Source organism: Vibrio spartinae (assembly GCF_024347135.1).
Taxonomy (GTDB): Bacteria; Pseudomonadota; Gammaproteobacteria; order Enterobacterales; family Vibrionaceae; genus Vibrio; species Vibrio spartinae.
In genome coordinates this window covers 486,152-504,931 of the sequence record NZ_AP024908.1, presented here as the reverse complement: position 1 = coordinate 504,931, position 18,780 = coordinate 486,152, and the positions used below count along the sequence as shown (strand labels likewise).

Genomic DNA, 18,780 nt, shown 5'->3' with positions numbered 1-18,780 from the left:
TGGTTGAACCGTCTACATCATGATTTATCTGTCATGCTTGTTGTGCAAGAAAAGTATCCACTTCCTGTCGCGCCGGAATCGAGGTCTGTGCGCCAAAACGAGTCACAGAAATCGCAGCCGATGCATGGGCAAAGCGAATGGCATGATGCATTGACAACCCTTCCAATAGTCCGGTCACCAGTGCGCCATTAAATGTATCTCCGGCAGCAGTGGTATCGATAGCGTCAACCCGAAATCCGGGAATCAAAGTTCCCTGTCCGTTCTCACTGAGCCACACGCCCTTCGCGCCCAAGGTAATCAGCACTGTGGTGATGCCTTTCTCATGAAGCACCGCAGCCGCACGCGCAGCACTTGGCTCATCCGTGACAGCCACACCCGTCAGAACCTCGGCTTCGGTTTCATTCGGCGTGATCATATCAACACAACTGAGCAATTCATCCGGCAGCGAACGCGCGGGTGCAGGATTGAGAATCACTTGCGTGCTCGCTGCTTTTGCAGTCTGAGCGCCACGAATCACCCCTTCAAGCGGTGTTTCCAGCTGAGTCAGAAAATACGCTGCTTGCTGAATGCGAGTCAGATCACTGTCCAGTGATTCAGCCGTGAGGCGGGCATTCGCTTCAGAAGAGATACAAATCGCATTTTCACCGCTATCAGTAACCTGAATCATCGCAATCCCAGTCGGGCAATCCGGCTGAATTTTCACGCCGGAGATATCCATGCCATCCAGCTTAAAACTTTCCCGGATGTTCACACCAAACGGGTCGTCACCAACACTGGCGACAAAACTGATATCGGCTCCCAAACGAGCAGCTGCAACCGCCTGATTGGCCCCTTTCCCGCCAGGAATTACCTGATAATCATGTCCATGAAGTGTTTCTCCCGGACGTGGAAAAGTCGGAACTCGCAACACATGATCAGCGTTAACACTGCCAAGTACAACTAATTTACTCATAAGGATTTCCTCGAAAATCAGTTCAATATATGTAAGGTCTGAACTCTCGCAACAATGCAGACCTTACGATATTCGATTTCTTTTTTTATCTTGAATAGCAGGTTTTCTCAGGATGCTGTGGCGCGTTTCACTCACGAACATTATCGAGAAAAGGCAGGTCAGCGACGGCCGCCGCTGACCTATCTGGCTTAGTTACTAATAATTTTCAAAGGTACAGGAACGTTTTTGTTCACAGTGCCGCCTTTGAGTAATTTATCAGCGATATCAACACCCAGCGCACCGATAACATCCGGCTGTTGGGCAATCGTTGCTGATAATTGACCGCGCAGAACCGCTTTCATACCGTCATCTGTGCCGTCAAACCCAACGATCATCACTTTTTTGCCTGCCGCCTGAACAGCACGAACTGCACCGAGCGCCATTTCATCATTCTGAGCAAAGACAGCTTGCACGTCAGAGTTTGCCGCCAATAGGTTTTCCATGACGTTCAACCCTTTTGTCCGGTCAAAGTCTGCAGGTTGGCTGGCTAAAAGGTTCAGATGACGTTTTTTCACAGCGTTCATGAAACCTTCACCACGCTCACGAGCGGCAGAGGTCCCGGCAATCCCTTCCAACTGAATCACTTTGGCCTTATCACCAAGTCTGTCAGCAATGAAATCACCTGCCATTTCACCACCGGCAACGTTATCCGATGCGATATGACTGACCACATCACCATGGTTGGCACCACGGTCAAGTGTGATGACTGGCACTTTGGCACGGTTAGCCAGACGAATGGCATTCGAAACGGCATCGGAATCTGTCGGATTAATCAGAATGGCTTTCACACCACGAACCGTTAAGTCTTCCACGTTGGAAAGCTCTTTACTTGGATCGTTTTGTGAATCCAGAACGATGAGTTTATAGCCCAAATCTTTGGCTTTCGCTTCTGCACCATCTTTCATGCTGACAAAAAATGGATTGTTCAATGTCGATAGGACAATCGCAATGGTGTCCTGCGCCTGCGCTGCAATAGACATCGTAGACGAAAGTAAAGCTGTAGAGATTAGCGTAACTAGTTTTTTCATCTTGTTTTCCTTATTTTCAGGTTCTGAATCGACCGTTAACCCGATTCAAGATTCCATGATTGTATAGGTACTACGGGTGTTGCTAATGACTTATCATTTAAACACAGACTATTGTTTAAACACGAACTATTGTTTAAACACAAACTACTGGTTAAACATGAACTACTGGTTAAACACAAACTACTGGTTAAACACGAACTACTGGTTAAACACGAACTACTGGTTAAACACAAACTACTTATTTTTATTATCTACCAGAACTGCCAGCAAAATCACGATCGCTTTGGCAATCATCTGATAGTAGGAAGAGACATCCAACAGATTGAGCGCATTATTCAAAAATCCGATAATTAACGCCCCGACTAATGTCCCCATGATTCGGCCTTTACCACCCATCAGGCTGGTTCCGCCCAAAACAACAGCGGCAATCGCGTCCAACTCATACCCCATACCAGCGGTTGGTTGTGCGGAAGAAAGACGAGAGGTGACAATCACACCCGCCAAAGCCGCCATCAGACCACAAATAGCATAGACACCAATTTTGACGCGATCCACATTGATACCGGATAAACGGGTTGCCGATTCGTTGCCACCCAATGCGTAAACATAACGTCCAAATCGAGTGTGGTTTAACAAATACCACGCCAGCCCGAACACGATGACCATCATCCAGACCGGTACCGGAACATGAAATACATAACCGGTTCCGAACCAAGCAAAATCATCGGCAACGTCCGTAAATCCGGCTGAGATAGGCCGCCCCTCGGTATAAACCATCGTGACACCACGTAATAATGTCATGGTCACCAAGGTCGCAATAAACGCCTGCACTTTCCCTTTGGCGATGATCAGGCCACTCAGTCCACCCAAACAGGCACCGGCCAGTAACGACACCGGAACCGCAACAAACACCGGTAACTCAAGCGCAATCATACTCGCGGCAAAGGCACCACAGAGGGCCAAAACAGACCCGACACTCAAATCAATTCCTGCGGTCAATATAACCAATGTCATCCCGACCGCCATAATGGCATTCACTGAGGTCTGACGCAAAATATTAAGTATATTATCAACAGTAAAAAAGTTAGGGTTCAGAAACGACACAACAAGAATCAAAAAAAGCAGTGCTATCAATGATTTTTGCTCAATAAGCCACTCTTTACTGAACCACTTGCGTTGCTTGGATGTCGGTTGATTCATAGAATTGGTATTCATGCTGCTACCTCGTGCATATGCTTACCCACGGCACACGCCAGCAGGTTTTCTTGATTGGCATCTTGCGCCGCGAACTCGCCACTAATGCGTCCTTCATGCATGACAAGAATTCTGTCGCTCATTCCGAGGACTTCCGGCATTTCGGAAGATACAAGAATGATACTCATCCCTTCCGCTTTAAATTTGTTAATGAGTTGGTAAATTTCTTTCTTCGCACCAACATCCACACCACGCGTTGGTTCATCGAGAATCAGCACTTTAGGCCGCGTCATCAAGCCTTTGGCGATGGCCACTTTCTGCTGATTCCCACCGGATAAGTTACCGATAATCTGGTCCTGAGAAGGGGTTTTAATATTAAACAGACGAATGAAATCTGCGACGGCTTCTCTCTCATTCTGATGGTTAATCTGCATCCCTTTCGACAGATAATTCAAGGCACACAGCGACATATTATCTTTAACGGATAAGCCCAGCACGAGCCCGTCGCCTTTACGATCTTCCGAGATATAAGCGATCCCGCTGGCCAAACCTTCTTGTGGGGTATTGGGTGAAATGACCATGCCATTGAGCTTAATCTCCCCTTTCTCCCGCGGGAATGCGCCATAAATCACTTTCATCAACTCGGTCCGTCCTGCGCCCATCAATCCGGATACGCCAAGAATTTCACCGCGTTTCAGGACAAAGCTCACATCATGAACCCCGGCCCCGGTCAGACCGCTCACTTCCATCGAGATGTCACCGTTCATCGAATCGACCCGCGGATACTGCTCATCGAGTTTACGTCCGACCATCATCTCAATCAGCGTATCTTCGTCAATCTCCTCAACCGGGCGCTGACCAATAAATTTTCCGTCGCGCAACACCGTGACATCATCACAAATTTCAAAAATTTCTTTCAGTCGGTGAGAGATATAGACAATGCCACAACCTTGGTCACGGAGTTCCCGGATCACACTAAACAGTGATTCCGTTTCCGTATCGGTCAGCGCATCTGTCGGCTCATCCATAATGATAACTTTCGATTCAAACGAGAGCGCTTTGGCAATTTCAACCATCTGTTGCTCACCGAGGCTCAACTGACCCAGTGGTGTTTTCGAGCTACGACGGACATTCAGGCGACTCAACAAACGGTCCGCCTCCAGATACATCTCTTGCCACAAGATCCGACCGAAAACATTGGTCTTTTCCCGTCCCAAGAAGATATTCTCTGCAATCGTCAACTCAGGAATCAGATTTAATTCCTGATGAATAATAGAAATACCGGCTTCCTGAGAGTCTCTCGGCCCTGCAAAAGCAGCGCGTTCTTGTTGATAAAGAATGTCTCCGGCGTCTTTCGAATAAATACCAGTCAACACTTTCATCAGTGTCGATTTTCCTGCGCCGTTCTCTCCCATCAACGCCATCACTCGTCCCGGATAGACATTCAAGCTGGCACCATCGAGCGCTTTCACGCCGGGGAATGCTTTGTCTATCTGGCTGAGCGCTAAAATGGGTTCTATCATGATTTCACCTCAATTGACTCTGGAATGCTGCCGGAACTTCAATTTGTCCTCAAACAACCTGTTTTCGAACTAAAGCAACCTGTTTTCGAACTAAAAAACGACACCAGCCTGAAAAATAACATTGGCATACGGTGTACATTCACCGGTCCGCACGACCGCACGACCACCTTCGGTGCGGCTCTTGAACGCTTCATGACTAATATAGGTTCGACGGATGGCTTTACCGGTCTTTTGCTCTTCAATTTGCAGCAAATGCTGCAATTCTTCATGTAAATTCGGGCTGACTTCACGAAATTCAGCAGCAAGGACAACCCCTTCAATCTGCATCTCTGCCAATAACGTGCGTACCGTTTCAATAAATCCCGGTACACCATGAGTTAAAGCAAGATCAATACGCGATGTCGTTTCCGGAATCGGTAATCCGGCATCACAGACGGTCACTTCATCGGTATGTCCTAATGTCGCAACCAAATAAGAAAGCTCTGAGTTCAGTAACTGATTTTTTTTCATCACAATGCCTCAACAGTCGTGCAAACCATTGATCAACGTCGTGATCAATTTTTGCCGTTGAGTTTCGACCAGTTGTATAAAAAACACTCATCGAAACGTTTCGATAAAATCATATCGCAATCTGAAAAGAATGAACCCCAGTAAAATACAGACTGTGAAGCAGATCAGTGAAAGTCACTTAAACTCGCTAAAAAAATTGAACGGGATCACTGAACAAGCATGATTTGATGAGCGAATGATGATTATGAAATCGGAAGTATAAGAAATGATCGTCGCATGCAGCCCAGGCATCACAATGCCTGAGCAAACAGCATAACCCTATGATGACGCGACACAGGTTGGGGAGCGGCTCCAACGCTCATTTTCAGGGATGGTGGGTTTCAGCTATAACTTTTTTAACCATCCCCTTTTCGACCATGAAATGATGAAGTAAAACCCGGCATAACAGATGGTGTAATAGCACCGAAAGCCCCAGCGGCACGACGATCAGCCCCAATAACATTTTGATGGCAAACTGAATCACCACCAGAAGACCGCGTTCCACCTTGTGATGAAGTTTTGCCGACGTTGCCTTATGTAGTAACTTCACACTGCTTTTAGCGTGTCCTTTCAGATCACGATGATGACGCGGATGACCTTTCAGTTCACCGGCAACCTCAGAGAAATACCCAAAGCTCGTCGGCTCCGTAAAACCTTGCTCAATCACAGTTGCCACCACAACACTCAAATGCAGTGCATAGGGAATGATCAACCAGCAAAGCAAAAACAGGGTTGCGGTCAGGCGTAACAGCTTTCGGGCAACCGACCATTGCAAAATCGCACGGTGAAACAGCGCCAGTATCAGCCAGCTAAGCGACAGGCCGACAAATATCAGAAAGAGCCAAGGCGTTGCCAATTCCGCACCGATGACGAACACCCGCAACAATGCAATTGCAGCCAGAGACATCGCAATCGCTTCTGTGCCCCGTTCAAGAACCTGATTCAGTCGCTTCAAAATGCGACCCACTTCAACATTCATATCAACAATAAATGACACCCCGAACTGACTGCTTCCGGCAACACTGATCAACGCATCCAGTTCCAGCAAATGCAATAATTCTGTACCGACTTCCTGCTCCGTATGTGTCAGATACAATAAGTTGGCGTGATATACCGGATCATGAGAAAGATCGCGAGAAGGCTCACCGCCTGACGGCGAAAACGAACCGGGAAACCAGAGCAACACCGCGCCCCCGAGCATCACAATGGCACACAGCAACCACCAACGGCTGATTGGTGGTGCGGATGATTGGTCAGCAGGTGCCGTCTGCCCGGACGAAGACGTTTTTTGCTGATGCGACGTGGGTGATTTTTCAGCGGGCGTTCCCTGTTGAGATTCCCGCTGCTGAGATGCCCTTTGTTGAGACGGCCCCTGTTGGGCTTGCTGTTTGGATGCGGTGGTTGGACTCATATAGCCTCCTGACGGACTCGACACCGAATCGTTTCAAGGGCGGTATGATCAAGTGCTTTGTCCAGATCGACCGCGCCCCGGATGCCCGGCAACCGCCCTTGTTCAGAATGCTGCCAGAGCTGGATATGCTGCAACCCGGCTGGTCGTGTGATTTCCGGTGAGTAATCAGCCAACCAGAACGGATAATGATTGAATGAGCGTCCGATATAAGTCTGCCAGAAATCACCATAGGAATAGATGACGGGGGTGCACCCCGTTGCCTTCTCGACGCCACTTAAAAATTGCCGCAAACGCGTTTGTAAGACTTGCGGTTTGACGCCTCTGGATACCTCAACATCCACCATTGGTGCCAGAGTCAGCGGATGTCCTTTGGTCGCACGCAAAAAGTTACTCAGTTGCTGGTGAGGGTCATCACCGGCTTCAAAGAAATGATAAGCACCGACGAGAATCTGATGCGGCATGAGCGCCTGCATGTTGGTCGCAAACATCGGGTCGAGGAACGTGATACCGTCAGACGCTTTCAGATAAACAAAATCGATACCGGACGCAATCACATCACGCCACACCACCCGCCCCTGATCGTGGGAAACATCAATTCCCTGCGCCCGTTGATGCTGCGCCCCGGTTGTATCGCTTGATGATGTAATGGCTGCCGATTCTGGCGCACCGCTTTCTGCGGTCAGTCGCGATGTTGATTTCTCAACCGGAGACAAATGAGATGCAGCCGGTGTGACTGGTTTAGATGTAGTCTCAGACACCCTGGCCGTTGATGGCATGGCACTCGATAAATCATGAAGCAACGGTCGTGAGAGCAAAAGATAGCTCCCGGCAAACATCCCGACCACAACAGCACATAATATAGTTTTGACTGCCATGTTTTTCTCTGTCATGACTTTTTCTGTCATCGCGTTCCCTGCCACAAAAAATACGCCTCAGCTAAGTACGGTTCTGACCGTCATGCTGAGCTTATTTTCGCCATGTTACCGACGCTATTGCGACGAAACTCGGTGGTTTCGACGGAATAAATGCCCCTGTACCGCACGACACTCATCTGACAGCATCACGTTCACTGAACATTCACCGAAGTGGCAATAAAACAATCAATCATACGCATATACAATTATTCGGGTATACAATAAGTCTATCAGTTGCACAGTTTGGATAGGTAATCAGATGGGCCAGCCAGCAATTTTGATCATTGCTTGTATGGCTGTGTTCTTTGGCGTCATCATGGTTAGAACAATTTGGCTTGCATACCTCTATCAAAAAAAGATAAAACAAGATGTAGCGAATATTCAGCTAACGACGTCACCAACAGCCAAAAGTATTTTTTCCGGCACAACACCGCATGAAATGAGCGGAGAAATCGCGCTGATTCTGCAACGAAATATTCAGTTGCCAGATGCAGGGTGGACCGCCATCGAACCGCCAGCGGGATTGATCGACAATATCATTCAGGCAGCGAACGGTGAGCGGTGTTTTTCCGCACTGTCATATCAAAGTGCCGTCGGCAAGGGAATCCTTCAGAGCTGGCGTATCGACTGTGTCAAACCGGATGAAGCGCATGTCAGTCAGGCAATTCGGGACGGGGAAAAATATGCTTTAGACGAGTGGATCAGCCTTGGTCAGCACCTGTTTGTCAATACAGGACTATGGTTCGATATTGAAGATCAGGCACAAATCAGAGAACGGCTTACCTTCAACCAACACTTCATGCCGGAACACCTTGCGACCGGGCTGCCAGCGCAGCAACTCGAATACATCGGTCGTGCCACGATTCATCACACCCCTTATCTGTTCCTGCGAATGGCGCAAACACCACCGGAACACAACACATCGGTCAGCCTGCAATTATGGCTGGATGCCCAGTCTCTCCGTCTACAAAAGTCTCGGCTGATCATCTATGAAAATGATCAAATCAGTGCTGAAGAGGTCACAGTCTATACCCGGCCGCAAGAGACCTGCGCGATTACCGCCCCGGACTGGATTAATGTCGATCACGGGGCGGTGACCAATCGCACCGTATGTGTAGTAGAACATTGGTAAGTCGGCGGTGATTCTGTTCTCCCTCCGAGCGACACCGTCGCGCCATATCGATAATACTTTGAAATCACTCGCAAAAAATGATTAACCAAGGATGAGAAAAGAATGAGATTTCGCCATACCACACGCATTTTGCGCTGCGCCTACTCGCCAACAAGTCCGATACGACTTACCCTGCTCTGGCACCGAAAAATCCGGTGTCGGGATTAGGACCCCGTATAACTCTCAAAGGCACTAAAATGTCATCTTGTACAAGATAGTCTTTATGTGTAGCCTTTCACCTCTCAATTATGGTGTGTTGGGCAGGGCAGCGTTAGCTGGCCGTAATCCTTTGAGGCGGTAGTTCCTAACCCTGTTCAACTCACCACCCGAAGATTAGGAACCTTTGAGTGGTGAATCGATCACGCCTCAGAGGGAAAGCAATGATGCCAAATCTACAACCTAACCAAAATCTACACCTAACCGCCCGCAGCTATCTGATTGATTTTTTTGTGACCAATACAGCTCCCAGTGTCAACCAAATTGAACTGCGGGAAATTCTCTTGTTTCTCAACAATCTGATCACCTTTGATGAAATGAACCTGAGGAAAGAAGAAATAATGCTTGATGAATAAGTGCGTGTGGGATTGAACCAAGTATAAAAACCGGAGTGGTGCAGCCTCAGCTAAGCAGCCACTCCGAATATTCTAAGCTGCCTATGCGGCAGTGAACCGTACTGCTCAACACCGTGTACACATCAAACTTTCTAAGCTGCCTATGCGGCAGTGAACGACATCATTGAAAACCCAGAAACCGCGATCGTTTTCTAAGCTGCCTATGCGGCAGTGAACTCTTTAAAGAATGTAGAACTTTCGTTGCCACATTTCTAAGCTGCCTATGCGGCAGTGAACAATGAACATATCACGAAAAAATAAGCACTGGCAAGGTGTTAGCGGCAAAAACCCTTTTTTACCTTGTTAAAATTGCCCTCCTGTATCTTACTGTTTTTATTGGTTATTTTTTAAGGGCAAAAAAAGAAGGTCTAAACGGTTTAAATTTCATCCTGAGTGCATCAATCAAACTGGCTTTTTAAAATGTTTCACTCAATTCAAATGAGCCCCTCAACCAAGAAAACCATTCATGGAAGAATGGTTAGGCTTTTCCGGGCAGGACGCCCGTAAAAGCTGGTTCTGGACAACACGTAACCAAGCCAAAACAGAAAAGATTTTCTGGTGACTCTTGCATCTTGGCAAGAGTTACTGGCGCACAGAGTACCCATGCCTCTGAAATCGCAGAACGTAATTGTGCGTCAAATCTGGAGAGCCGGAGGCTGGATATAAAAATTGAGGTGCTGTGATTTGGTGCGCGATTACTTTTGCCGATTTCAATGGCATCTCCGAAAGCGCCCCAGAGACTTTTGCCCAGCAGCAAAAGTCCCCAAAAGTGCCTTGAGTTTGATTTCAACGCGCGTAATCAGGGTCGCTTTTATTCGCTCCTGCTCACGAAAAGCTTAAAATTCATCCATGAATTTTACCCTGAGTCCATCGATCCTATTGGCTTTGTATATGTTTCTCTGAATTCAAATAAAATTCTGAACAAAGAAAACCATTCAAGGAAGAATGGTTAGGCTTTTCCGGGCAGGACGCCCGTAAAAGGCGGTTCTGGACAACACGTGCCTCAGTCAAACAAAAAATATTTTCTGGTTCGTCTTTCATCTCTGAAAGATGAACTGGCGCACAGAACACCGATGCCTCTGAAACCGAAAAACAAGATTGTGCGTCACAATTTGGGGCCGGAGGCTGGAAAGGTTGAAAATTGAGGTGTGGTGATTTGGTGCGCGATTACTTTTGCCGATTTCATTACCATCTCCGAATGCGCCCCAGTTACTTTTGATAGATGTCAAAAGTAACCAAAAGCATCTTTTTGAGTTCAGCGCACGTAATCAGGATCGGATTGATTCGCTCCTGCTCAAGCAATCCTGAAAAATCGTCCTGATTTTTCACCCTGAGAGCATCGATCAATTGAGCTTTGTTGATTCAATGTTTCACTCAACTCGCAACAGGCGGTGCCGTGAGTGGCGTTTTAGCATTTCTAAGCTGCCTATGCGGCAGTGAACCATTTGCGTGACGTCCAAGCGAGAAATGATCCTTTCTAAGCTGCCTATGCGGCAGTGAACAATGAACATATCACGAAAAAATAAGCACTCGCAAGAGGTTAGCGGCAAAAACCCTTTTTTACCTTGTTAAAATTGCCCTTCTGTATCTTACTGTTTTTATTGGTTATTTTTTAGGGGCAAAAAAAGAAGGTCTAAATGGTTTAAATTTCATCCTGAGTGCATCGATAAAGTTGGCTTTCGCTTCTGTCATGTTTCACTCAACTCAAATCAGCCACTGAAATAAGAAAACCATTCAAGGAAGAATGGTTAGGCTGATTGTGCGTCAAAATTTGGAGCCGGAGGCTGGGAAGGTTGAAAATTGAGGTGCAGTGATTTGGTGCGCGATTACTTTTGCCGATTTCATTACCATCTCCGAATGCGCCCCAGTTACTTTTGATAGATGTCAAAAGTAACCAAAAGCATCTTTTTGAGTTCAGCGCACGTAATCAGGGTCGGATTGATTCGCATCCTGCTCAGGCAATCCTGAAAAATCGTCCTGATTTTTCACCCTGAGAGCATCGATCAATTGAGCTTTGTTGATTCAATGTTTCACTTTATTCGAATCAACCACTCAACCAAGAAAACCATTCATGGAAGAATGGTTAGGCTTTTCCAGGCAGGACGCTCGTAAAAGCGGGTTCTGGACAACGCGCAACTCAGCCAAACAAAAAAGATTTTCTGGTGACTCTTGCATCTTGGCAAGAGTTACTGGCGCACAGAACACCAATGCCTCTGAAATCGAAAAACAAGATTGTGCGTCAAAATTCGGTGCCAATGGCTGGGTAAATCAAAGTTAAAATACAGCGCTCAGGGGCGCTCAGCCCCAATCTTATCCCGACAAACCCGCTCCGTTAATGCCTGCAAACGCTGTACTTCGGTTGCCAGATAATTAAGCTCTTCTTCAGTGATTTCATAATGCTCAGAGTAGCGAGCTTCGATGTAAGCGCGTTGTAGACGGCGGAAGCTGCGGCGGTGAAACTTGTTGTCGAGCGGGAAAATTGTTGTAAATTCAGGATCGATTTGGGCGCACAGCTTGCTTAGTTTTTCAATATTGTGGGATTTGGGTAAGTAGTTGGTACAAGTAAGTAAAGTGCAGGCATAAGCTTTTTCTGTGGCTTGATGAAGCATAAAGGCTGCATGAATCCAATCTTCATCAGAAGCAGCAACTTCATAATAACGAAAAAAACGCTGCGCTGAATAAGACCACTGATCATAATGCTTACGGGCGATTTCCCGTTTTTCTTCCTCAGTCAGATCACCCGGCTCCGCCAGTGGTTTCGGCGTCGCGGCAAATAACTCAATCCCTTCTTCGCGGATATCCCGAAAAAAATAATGCCCCTGTTGCAGTCGATTATTCACTTCGTTCAAATCATGCACAATCAAACCCAATGGTGCCGATTTCACTTTTCGATCAATTTGCTCTTCGGCACACTGCCAGACCACATAATCTTCAACCAACGCTGCTTTATTGACGATCACCAGAATATCGTAATCACTGATATAGCCATTGACCGGATCCTTAACCCAATTCCCCTTGGCATGGCTGCCAAACAGGATGATTTTCAGAATACGAAACTCACTTTTACTGCCCGTTTTGCCTTGCAGATAATCATCTAACGTGTCACGCAGAATCGTTGAGATTGTCGCCAGCTCATGCTGTTTATATTCGGGAAGATGGTCGAGGGTTGTTTTCATAGTCGTGGCATGGAGCTGGTTGTGGATGAATGAGGTTAGCATAAAAGAAGGGGCTGACAAAGAACACCATCAACCCTCACTTTACGCATATTACTGGGAAAAATGCGATTCAATTCAAAGCAATAGTTCTGCTTACCCACTATACGGCTGTGAACGGTATGCTCTTTCGTCATAACCGTTCCTTACGTTTCTAAGCTGCCTATGCGGCAGTGAACGTGCTGGCGCAATGATCCTTGGTGATGGTGGTTTTCTAAGCTGCCTATGCGGCAGTGAACTTTCGCAGGACGCGAGAACAAACATCGAGATATTTCTAAGCTGCCTATGCGGCAGTGAACGAATCACGCCGGGCGACTGCGGATAACCGTGATTTCTAAGCTGCCTATGCGGCAGTGAACAATGAACATATCACGAAAAAATAAGCACTCGCAAGAGGTTAGCGGCAAAAACCCTTTTTTACCTTGTTAAAATCGCCCTTCTGTATCTTACTGTTTTTATTGGTTATTTTTTAAAGGCAAAAAAAGAAGGTCTAAATGGTTTAAATTTCATTCTGAGTGCATCGATAGAGTTGGCTTTCGCTTCTGTCATGTTTCACTCAACTCAAATCAGTCGCTGAAATAAGAAAGCCATTCACGGAAGAATGGTTAGGCTGATTGTGCGTAAACTTCGGTGCCGGAGGCTGGGAAGGTTGAAAATTGAGGTGTAGTGATTTGGTGCGCGATTACTTTCCTCGATTTCAATCACATCTCCGAAAGCGCCCCAGATACTTTTGGCGTTCCAAAAGTACCCAAAAGAACGGTTTAGTTCGTGGACGCTGACCGGGTCGGATTGATTCGCTCCTGCTCAAACAATCCTGAAAAATCGTCCTGATTTTTCACCCTGAGTCCTGTGACCAAATTGGCTTTTGCTATGTTTCACTCAACTCAAATCAGTCGCTGAAACAAGAAAACCATTCCGGGAGAATGGTTAGGCTTTTCCGGGCAGGACGCCCGTAAAAGCAGGTTCTGGACAACACTCGCCTCAGCCAAACAAAAAAGATTTTCTGGTTACTCTTGCATCTTGGCAAGAGTAACTGGCGCACAGAACACCAATATCCCTGAAATCGAAAAACAAGATTGTGCGTCAAAATTTGGGGCCGGAGGTTGGGGAATATAAAAATTGAGGTGCAGTGATTTGGTGCGCGATTACTTTTGCCGATTTCAATCACATCTCCGAAAGCGCCCCAGAGACTTTTGCCCAGCAGCAAAAGTCCCCAAAAGTGCCTTGAGTTTGATTTCAGCGCGCGTAATCAGGGTCGCTTTTATTCGCTCCTGCTCAGCCTTTTTGTTAAGGGATAGCTTAAAATTCATCCCTGAATTTTACCCTGAGTACATCGATCCTATTGGCTTTGTATATGTTTCTCTGAATTCAAATAAAATTCTGAACCAAGAAAACCATTCACGGATGAATGGTTAGGCTGTTCCTAATTGGAAATCATAATTCACACTGTAGATAGACTCATCAATGATCGCTTCAATTATCTTGACTTGTTCTTCAGTCAGATTAAAACCACCAGAGCCAGAGCAGAGGAAAGATTCGTCTTCTGATGAGAATCCAATGTTATGCATTACTTCCGCTAAGAATTTATCTTGAATTTCCCTTTCGCTAACCAGCAATTCTGTTTTTTTATCATATGCTTCAATAACGACTTTCATTATTTTTCTACCTTTCTGTTTGGATCTGCGGATTTTGTTTGTTTCCCTGTCACATGGTTAAATTCTCCAAGATGTTTACCCTGTTTTGAATAGACTTCAACACGCCCATGTTGAGAATCCCATTCATAAATTCGTCCTTTACGATCTTTCCAGCGATCCCGCAATTTTCCACCTCCCTGAACCAATGTTTTTCTTTTTGCTTTTACAGCATCGGGAAACGCAGGAAGAGGAGGATAGCCTTTCGGTGAAGGAACAAATTTCAGGTCATCTATTGATTGACTATACACCACATACAACGCTGGTAATCCGCTTTCTGTCGGAAAGGTCAATATGTAATCTCTGACATCGACTTGATGAATCGGAGTGGTGTACGGCCCATTTGCCCCAGCCAATTCCGCTTCACCGTGTTCTGGGTCGATCCAGATATGATAACTGTCTAAAGCAGGAATTGGCGACGCATTAATGTGACTCTCTTTGTCTTGCGGATGCATCGGCACCCACTCTAGGGTGTTTCCAACTTCCAGTCCAACGACAAACTTGTCTTCCACTTGCTCAACATGACGCACCGGAATATCAGCACCTTTGACATGGTAGCCGTAAAGTTGCCCTGACGCGTCGAAGCCCAAACGGATGTTGGTGTTGGCAACGGCCATATTACGCAGGTTGTCCTCATCGTATAAGGTGCCGTCTGCGACCTTGGTCGGCATAAATAACGCAAGGGCAGCAGTGGCCGGAGATGCTCCCCCCTTCACCAGCCGTAGTGCCATATCACTAAAAGTCTTGAGAACCGATCCGCCCACTTCGGCAAGTGTGATCTCCCCGGTAGTGCCCTTGGCCACAACAGCACCATAGACGGCCACCTGACCAATAGCAGCGAGGGGCTCTTTCACTGTACCGATATCACAGGTGCCGCTGGGTACGAGAGATGATTTGGCAAATACCTGTTGCAGTTTAGGCTCCGATTTAAACGCTGGTTTGTTAAACGCGTCTTGCCATGATGACGGGGGCAGTTGTATGTTCTCTAATTCCTGTAACCGCTCCTGACGCTGCCTGACTAGCCGCTCTTGTAAAGTGAGTTTCACAGGTTCACGTTCAACATAAGGCTCGGTATACACCGAAGCGTTGACACTACCGACGTAAGATGAGCCTATGCCATGATTGACCAGCTCAACCCGTGCGGTATAAGCCTTGTATGCCAGTCCGTCGAGCTGAGGCTCAACCTCGGGATTGACTCGCCAATATTGATTGCCCCATTCATCCCGATCCCGGATCAATAAGGGGATGGATGGCGTATCCGTGAGTAAGACTTGATGGCCGCTGCGAAGCTGTTCGAGAAAATCAGCAAAGCGTATGCCGGAAGGCATCACGGATTTGATATCCGATTCGCGCAGGGACATGAAATCCCCTTCAACCTGAGCAAATTCATAAGCCATCAGGTTATAGATTTGAATGGTTTGATCGTTCATTGACGTTGTTGGCTGAGCCGTGATTGTTTTATTGATGGATGCTTATTGATAAATTTATTTTCATATGAATAAATAATTATACTCAATAGGAAGTATAAAGCATGTTTGAATTTGGTTTTCTGATGGGAAAAGGTGATTTTTGGAATGGGAATAACAGGGAGACTCAGTTTTTAAAAATATTTCACCCAATTCAAACAAACCACTGAACCAAGAAAACCATTCACGGATGAATGGTTAGGCTTTTTCGGGCATGGATGCCCGTAAAAGCTGGTTCTGGACAACACACAACTCAGCCAAACAAAAAAGATTTTCTGGTTACTCTTGCATCTTGGCAAGAGTAACTGGCGCACAGAGCACCAATGCCTCTGAAATCGCAGAACATAATTGTGCGTCAAAATTTGGGGCCGGAGGCTGGGAAGGTTGAAAATTGGGGTGTAGTGATTTGGTGCGCAATGAGTTTATTAATTTCTGCGACATCTGATGCACGCGCCCCAGATACTTTTGGCGTTCCAAAAGTACCCAAAAGAACGGTTTAGTTCGTGGACGCTGGCCGGGTCGGATTGATTCGCTCCTGCTCAAGATTTTTTGTTAGGGGATAATTGAAAAAATCGTCCTGATTTTTCACCCTGAGTCCTGTGACCAAATTGGCTTTTGCTATGTGTCACTCAATTCAAATCAGTCGCAACAAGCGGTGCCGTGAGTGGCGTTTTAGCCTTTCTAAGCTGCCTATGCGGCAGTGAACCTGTTGCCCCGGATTTCATGTCTGAACGAGCGTTTCTAAGCTGCCTATGCGGCAGTGAACAGCAATGAATATTTCAGCTCATGCACGTTCAGTTTCTAAGCTGCCTATGCGGCAGTGAACAATGAACATATCACGAAAAAATAAGCACTGGCAAGAGGTTAGCGGCAAAAACCCTTTTTTACCTTGTTAAAATTGCCCTCCTGTATCTTACTGTTTTTATTGGTTATTTTTTAAGGGCAAAAAAAGAAGGTCTAAACGGTTTAAATTTCATCCTGAGTGCATCAATCAAATTGGCTTTTAGAATGTTTCACTCAATTCAAATCAGCCACTCAACAAAGAAAACCATTCATGGAAGAATGGTTAGGCTGGGAAGGTTGAAAGTTGAGGTGTAGTGATTTGGTGCGCAATGAGTTTATTAATTTCTGCAACATCTGATGCACGCGCCCCAGATACTTTTGGCGTTCCAAAAGTACCCAAAAGAACGGTTTAGTTCGTGGACGCTGACCGGGGCGCTTTTATTCGCTCCTGCTCACGAAAAGCTAAAAATTCATCCATGAATTTTACCCTGAGTCCATCGATCCTATTGGCTTTGTATATGTTTCTCTGAATTCAAATAAAATTCTGAACAAAGAAAACCATTCATGGAAGAATGGTTAGGCTTTTCCGGGCAGGACGCCCGTAAAAGCAGGTTCTGGACAACGCGCAACTCAGCCAAACAAAAAAGATTTTCTGGTGACTCTTGCATCTTGGCAAGAGTTACTGGCGCACAGAGTACCCATGCCTCTGAAATCGCAGAACATAATTGTGCGTCAAAATTTGGAGCCGGAGGCTGGAAAGATTGAAAGTTGAGGTGCAGCGGTTTGGTGCGCGATTACTTTTGCCGATTTCAATAGCATCTCCGAAAGCGCCCCAGAGACTTTTGCCCAGCAGCAAAAGTCCCCAAAAATGCCTAAGGTTTGAGTTCAGCGGCACCAAATCAGGGTCGGATTGATTCGCTCCTGCTCAAGATTTTTTGTTAGGGGATAATTGAAAAATCGTCCTGATTTTTCACCCTGAGCCCTGTGACCAAATTAGCTTTTGCTATGTTTCACTCAACTCAAATCAACCACCCAACCAAGAAAACCATTCAGGGAAAATGGTTAGGCTTTTTTGACAGCACTGCCTGTACTATCTGTGTAGGTAAATACGATCTGTATATTTAATATAACGTGCATCTATGCAATATTTAATAAGTTTATCAGGATATTAATCATGTATTTCCGCTCACTCGTTTTGAGGTATCCTAGTGCCTCAATGGTTAATAGTTCTCGGACATGCTGCACATGTTGGTTCTGTCTGAGTTCATGGAATTCAGGAAACCACCTCATTTCACAGGTAAAATTCACATAATTATCAAGCTGAAATCCCTGCATCACCCTAAATCCGATTGAGACGGGAAAGTGTGTTGTTCTATTCGGATTTTCCAAAATATTGTACTGATAATCGGATAAGCCAAGTACTCTCGACATAGTATTGATAGCAAAATTATTTTCTTGTCTGAATTGTTTCACAGTCAGTGCAATTGAACGATAATAATCAATAGCAAAAGCTTCTATATCTAGATTTTTAGGAGGAACAATATCATTACTCTCTTGTATTTTATTATACTTATTTTCTATTTTTTGTCTGAATATCAGGAATTGTTGTTTCGATTCATCACTGAGTATACTGCAAATCATCGCCAGAAAAAGTTCCATTAATTCTGTTGGTAAACGTCCAATACGAATTAAAGCCTCAACTAAACTATCATCCATGCCACTATAGCGTTTATTTCTCTTAAATCCATGAAAGAATGCCGTCATTGGAACCATGGTAAGCCATGAATATGCAGCAACCACATGAATAGGACGCATCGAAGGATAACTTTGATGCATATACCGTTTTAAGGTATTTCCTTGTATTCCAGAAAACCGTTTCTCTAATTGGCTGAATGTTAATTTTTGCACCCGCCTGACATACGACATTGCCGCAGAAATATCGGAATCAAAACTTTTCATCATTTCATTTAGATGAACAATTTCTTGCTCAGATATAACTAAGTCTTTCTTATTTTCATATTCAGCCATATATACCTAACCCAATTGTTAAAGAATAAATATTCCCTTAATTATATAGGCATAAAGATTATTAATTTTTTCAGATATGTCAATCTTGTTCGTGTGTCATTTTTGCTCACAACTAATATGAATAATTAAATTGACATCATATATTCAATATATGTTTTCACTTAACACTGTTATTCACTGACTTAAAATACACTGATTCACAGTACTC

Annotated in this window: 15 protein-coding genes; 4 read left to right on the top strand and 11 right to left on the bottom strand. The window is 45.6% G+C overall.

All coding sequences use genetic code 11. The features are described from left to right. Positions 1-31: 31 nt before the first annotated feature. The 7 genes from rbsK to OCU60_RS19975 form a co-directional block, all read right to left on the bottom strand. The gene (gene rbsK / locus OCU60_RS20005) at positions 32-952 is read right to left on the bottom strand and encodes a ribokinase (protein ID WP_074374936.1); all 921 of its coding nucleotides are present in this window, start codon (positions 950-952) and stop codon (positions 32-34) included. Positions 953-1,140: 188 nt separating this feature from the next. Further along, the gene (rbsB, locus tag OCU60_RS20000; RefSeq protein ID WP_074374937.1) at positions 1,141-2,019 is read right to left on the bottom strand and encodes a ribose ABC transporter substrate-binding protein RbsB; all 879 of its coding nucleotides are present in this window, start codon (positions 2,017-2,019) and stop codon (positions 1,141-1,143) included. Between the two features lie 234 nt (positions 2,020-2,253). After that, positions 2,254-3,234, bottom strand: a complete 981-nt coding sequence (gene rbsC / locus OCU60_RS19995) for a ribose ABC transporter permease (RefSeq protein WP_074374938.1) — start codon at positions 3,232-3,234, stop codon at positions 2,254-2,256. Then, the gene (gene rbsA / locus OCU60_RS19990; protein ID WP_074374939.1) at positions 3,231-4,736 is read right to left on the bottom strand and encodes a ribose ABC transporter ATP-binding protein RbsA; all 1,506 of its coding nucleotides are present in this window, start codon (positions 4,734-4,736) and stop codon (positions 3,231-3,233) included. The genes rbsC and rbsA overlap by 4 nt, the downstream gene beginning before the upstream one ends. A gap of 90 nt (positions 4,737-4,826) precedes the next feature. After that, positions 4,827-5,246 carry a D-ribose pyranase gene (rbsD, locus tag OCU60_RS19985; protein WP_074374940.1) on the bottom strand — a complete coding sequence of 140 codons (420 nt, stop codon included), beginning with the start codon at positions 5,244-5,246 and terminating at the stop codon, positions 4,827-4,829. A gap of 364 nt (positions 5,247-5,610) precedes the next feature. Beyond that, entirely contained in the window at positions 5,611-6,696 is a 1,086-nt protein-coding gene (locus OCU60_RS19980) for a hypothetical protein (RefSeq protein WP_074374941.1), read from the bottom strand. After that, a complete protein-coding gene (locus OCU60_RS19975) occupies positions 6,693-7,601 on the bottom strand; it encodes a glycoside hydrolase family 25 protein (RefSeq protein WP_074374942.1) in 909 nt (302 codons plus the stop codon). Before OCU60_RS19975 ends, OCU60_RS19980 begins: the two co-directional genes overlap by 4 nt. Before the next feature lie 268 nt (positions 7,602-7,869). Between OCU60_RS19975 and OCU60_RS19970 the strand changes: the two genes are divergently transcribed. From OCU60_RS19970 to OCU60_RS19960, 3 genes are all read left to right on the top strand, one after another. Further along, positions 7,870-8,742, top strand: coding sequence for a hypothetical protein (locus OCU60_RS19970; RefSeq protein WP_074374943.1), 873 nt, complete (start codon positions 7,870-7,872; stop codon positions 8,740-8,742). Positions 8,743-9,161: 419 nt separating this feature from the next. Beyond that, complete coding sequence (locus OCU60_RS19965) at positions 9,162-9,353, top strand: hypothetical protein (RefSeq protein ID WP_139302165.1); 192 nt, start codon at positions 9,162-9,164, stop codon at positions 9,351-9,353. A 2,110-nt stretch (positions 9,354-11,463) separates the two neighbouring features. Further along, positions 11,464-11,670: a hypothetical protein gene (locus OCU60_RS19960; protein ID WP_074374945.1), complete on the top strand. Its 207-nt coding sequence runs from the start codon at positions 11,464-11,466 to the stop codon at positions 11,668-11,670. A 10-nt stretch (positions 11,671-11,680) separates the two neighbouring features. On the opposite strand, the gene OCU60_RS19955 is transcribed toward OCU60_RS19960, so the two are convergent. The 3 genes from OCU60_RS19955 to OCU60_RS19945 form a co-directional block, all read right to left on the bottom strand. Further along, positions 11,681-12,568: a HEPN domain-containing protein gene (locus OCU60_RS19955; RefSeq protein ID WP_074374965.1), complete on the bottom strand. Its 888-nt coding sequence runs from the start codon at positions 12,566-12,568 to the stop codon at positions 11,681-11,683. A 1,448-nt stretch (positions 12,569-14,016) separates the two neighbouring features. Beyond that, positions 14,017-14,259 carry a DUF7683 domain-containing protein gene (locus tag OCU60_RS19950; protein WP_074374946.1) on the bottom strand — a complete coding sequence of 81 codons (243 nt, stop codon included), beginning with the start codon at positions 14,257-14,259 and terminating at the stop codon, positions 14,017-14,019. After that, entirely contained in the window at positions 14,259-15,725 is a 1,467-nt protein-coding gene (locus OCU60_RS19945) for a colicin E3/pyocin S6 family cytotoxin (protein ID WP_074374947.1), read from the bottom strand. The genes OCU60_RS19950 and OCU60_RS19945 overlap by 1 nt, the downstream gene beginning before the upstream one ends. Before the next feature lie 1,383 nt (positions 15,726-17,108). On the opposite strand from OCU60_RS19945, the gene OCU60_RS19940 reads away from it, so the two are divergent. Continuing rightward, positions 17,109-17,309, top strand: a complete 201-nt coding sequence (locus OCU60_RS19940) for a hypothetical protein (protein WP_074374948.1) — start codon at positions 17,109-17,111, stop codon at positions 17,307-17,309. 372 nt (positions 17,310-17,681) lie between these two features. On the opposite strand, the gene OCU60_RS19935 is transcribed toward OCU60_RS19940, so the two are convergent. Continuing rightward, entirely contained in the window at positions 17,682-18,572 is an 891-nt protein-coding gene (locus OCU60_RS19935; RefSeq protein WP_074374949.1) for a hypothetical protein, read from the bottom strand. Positions 18,573-18,780: the final 208 nt, after the last annotated feature.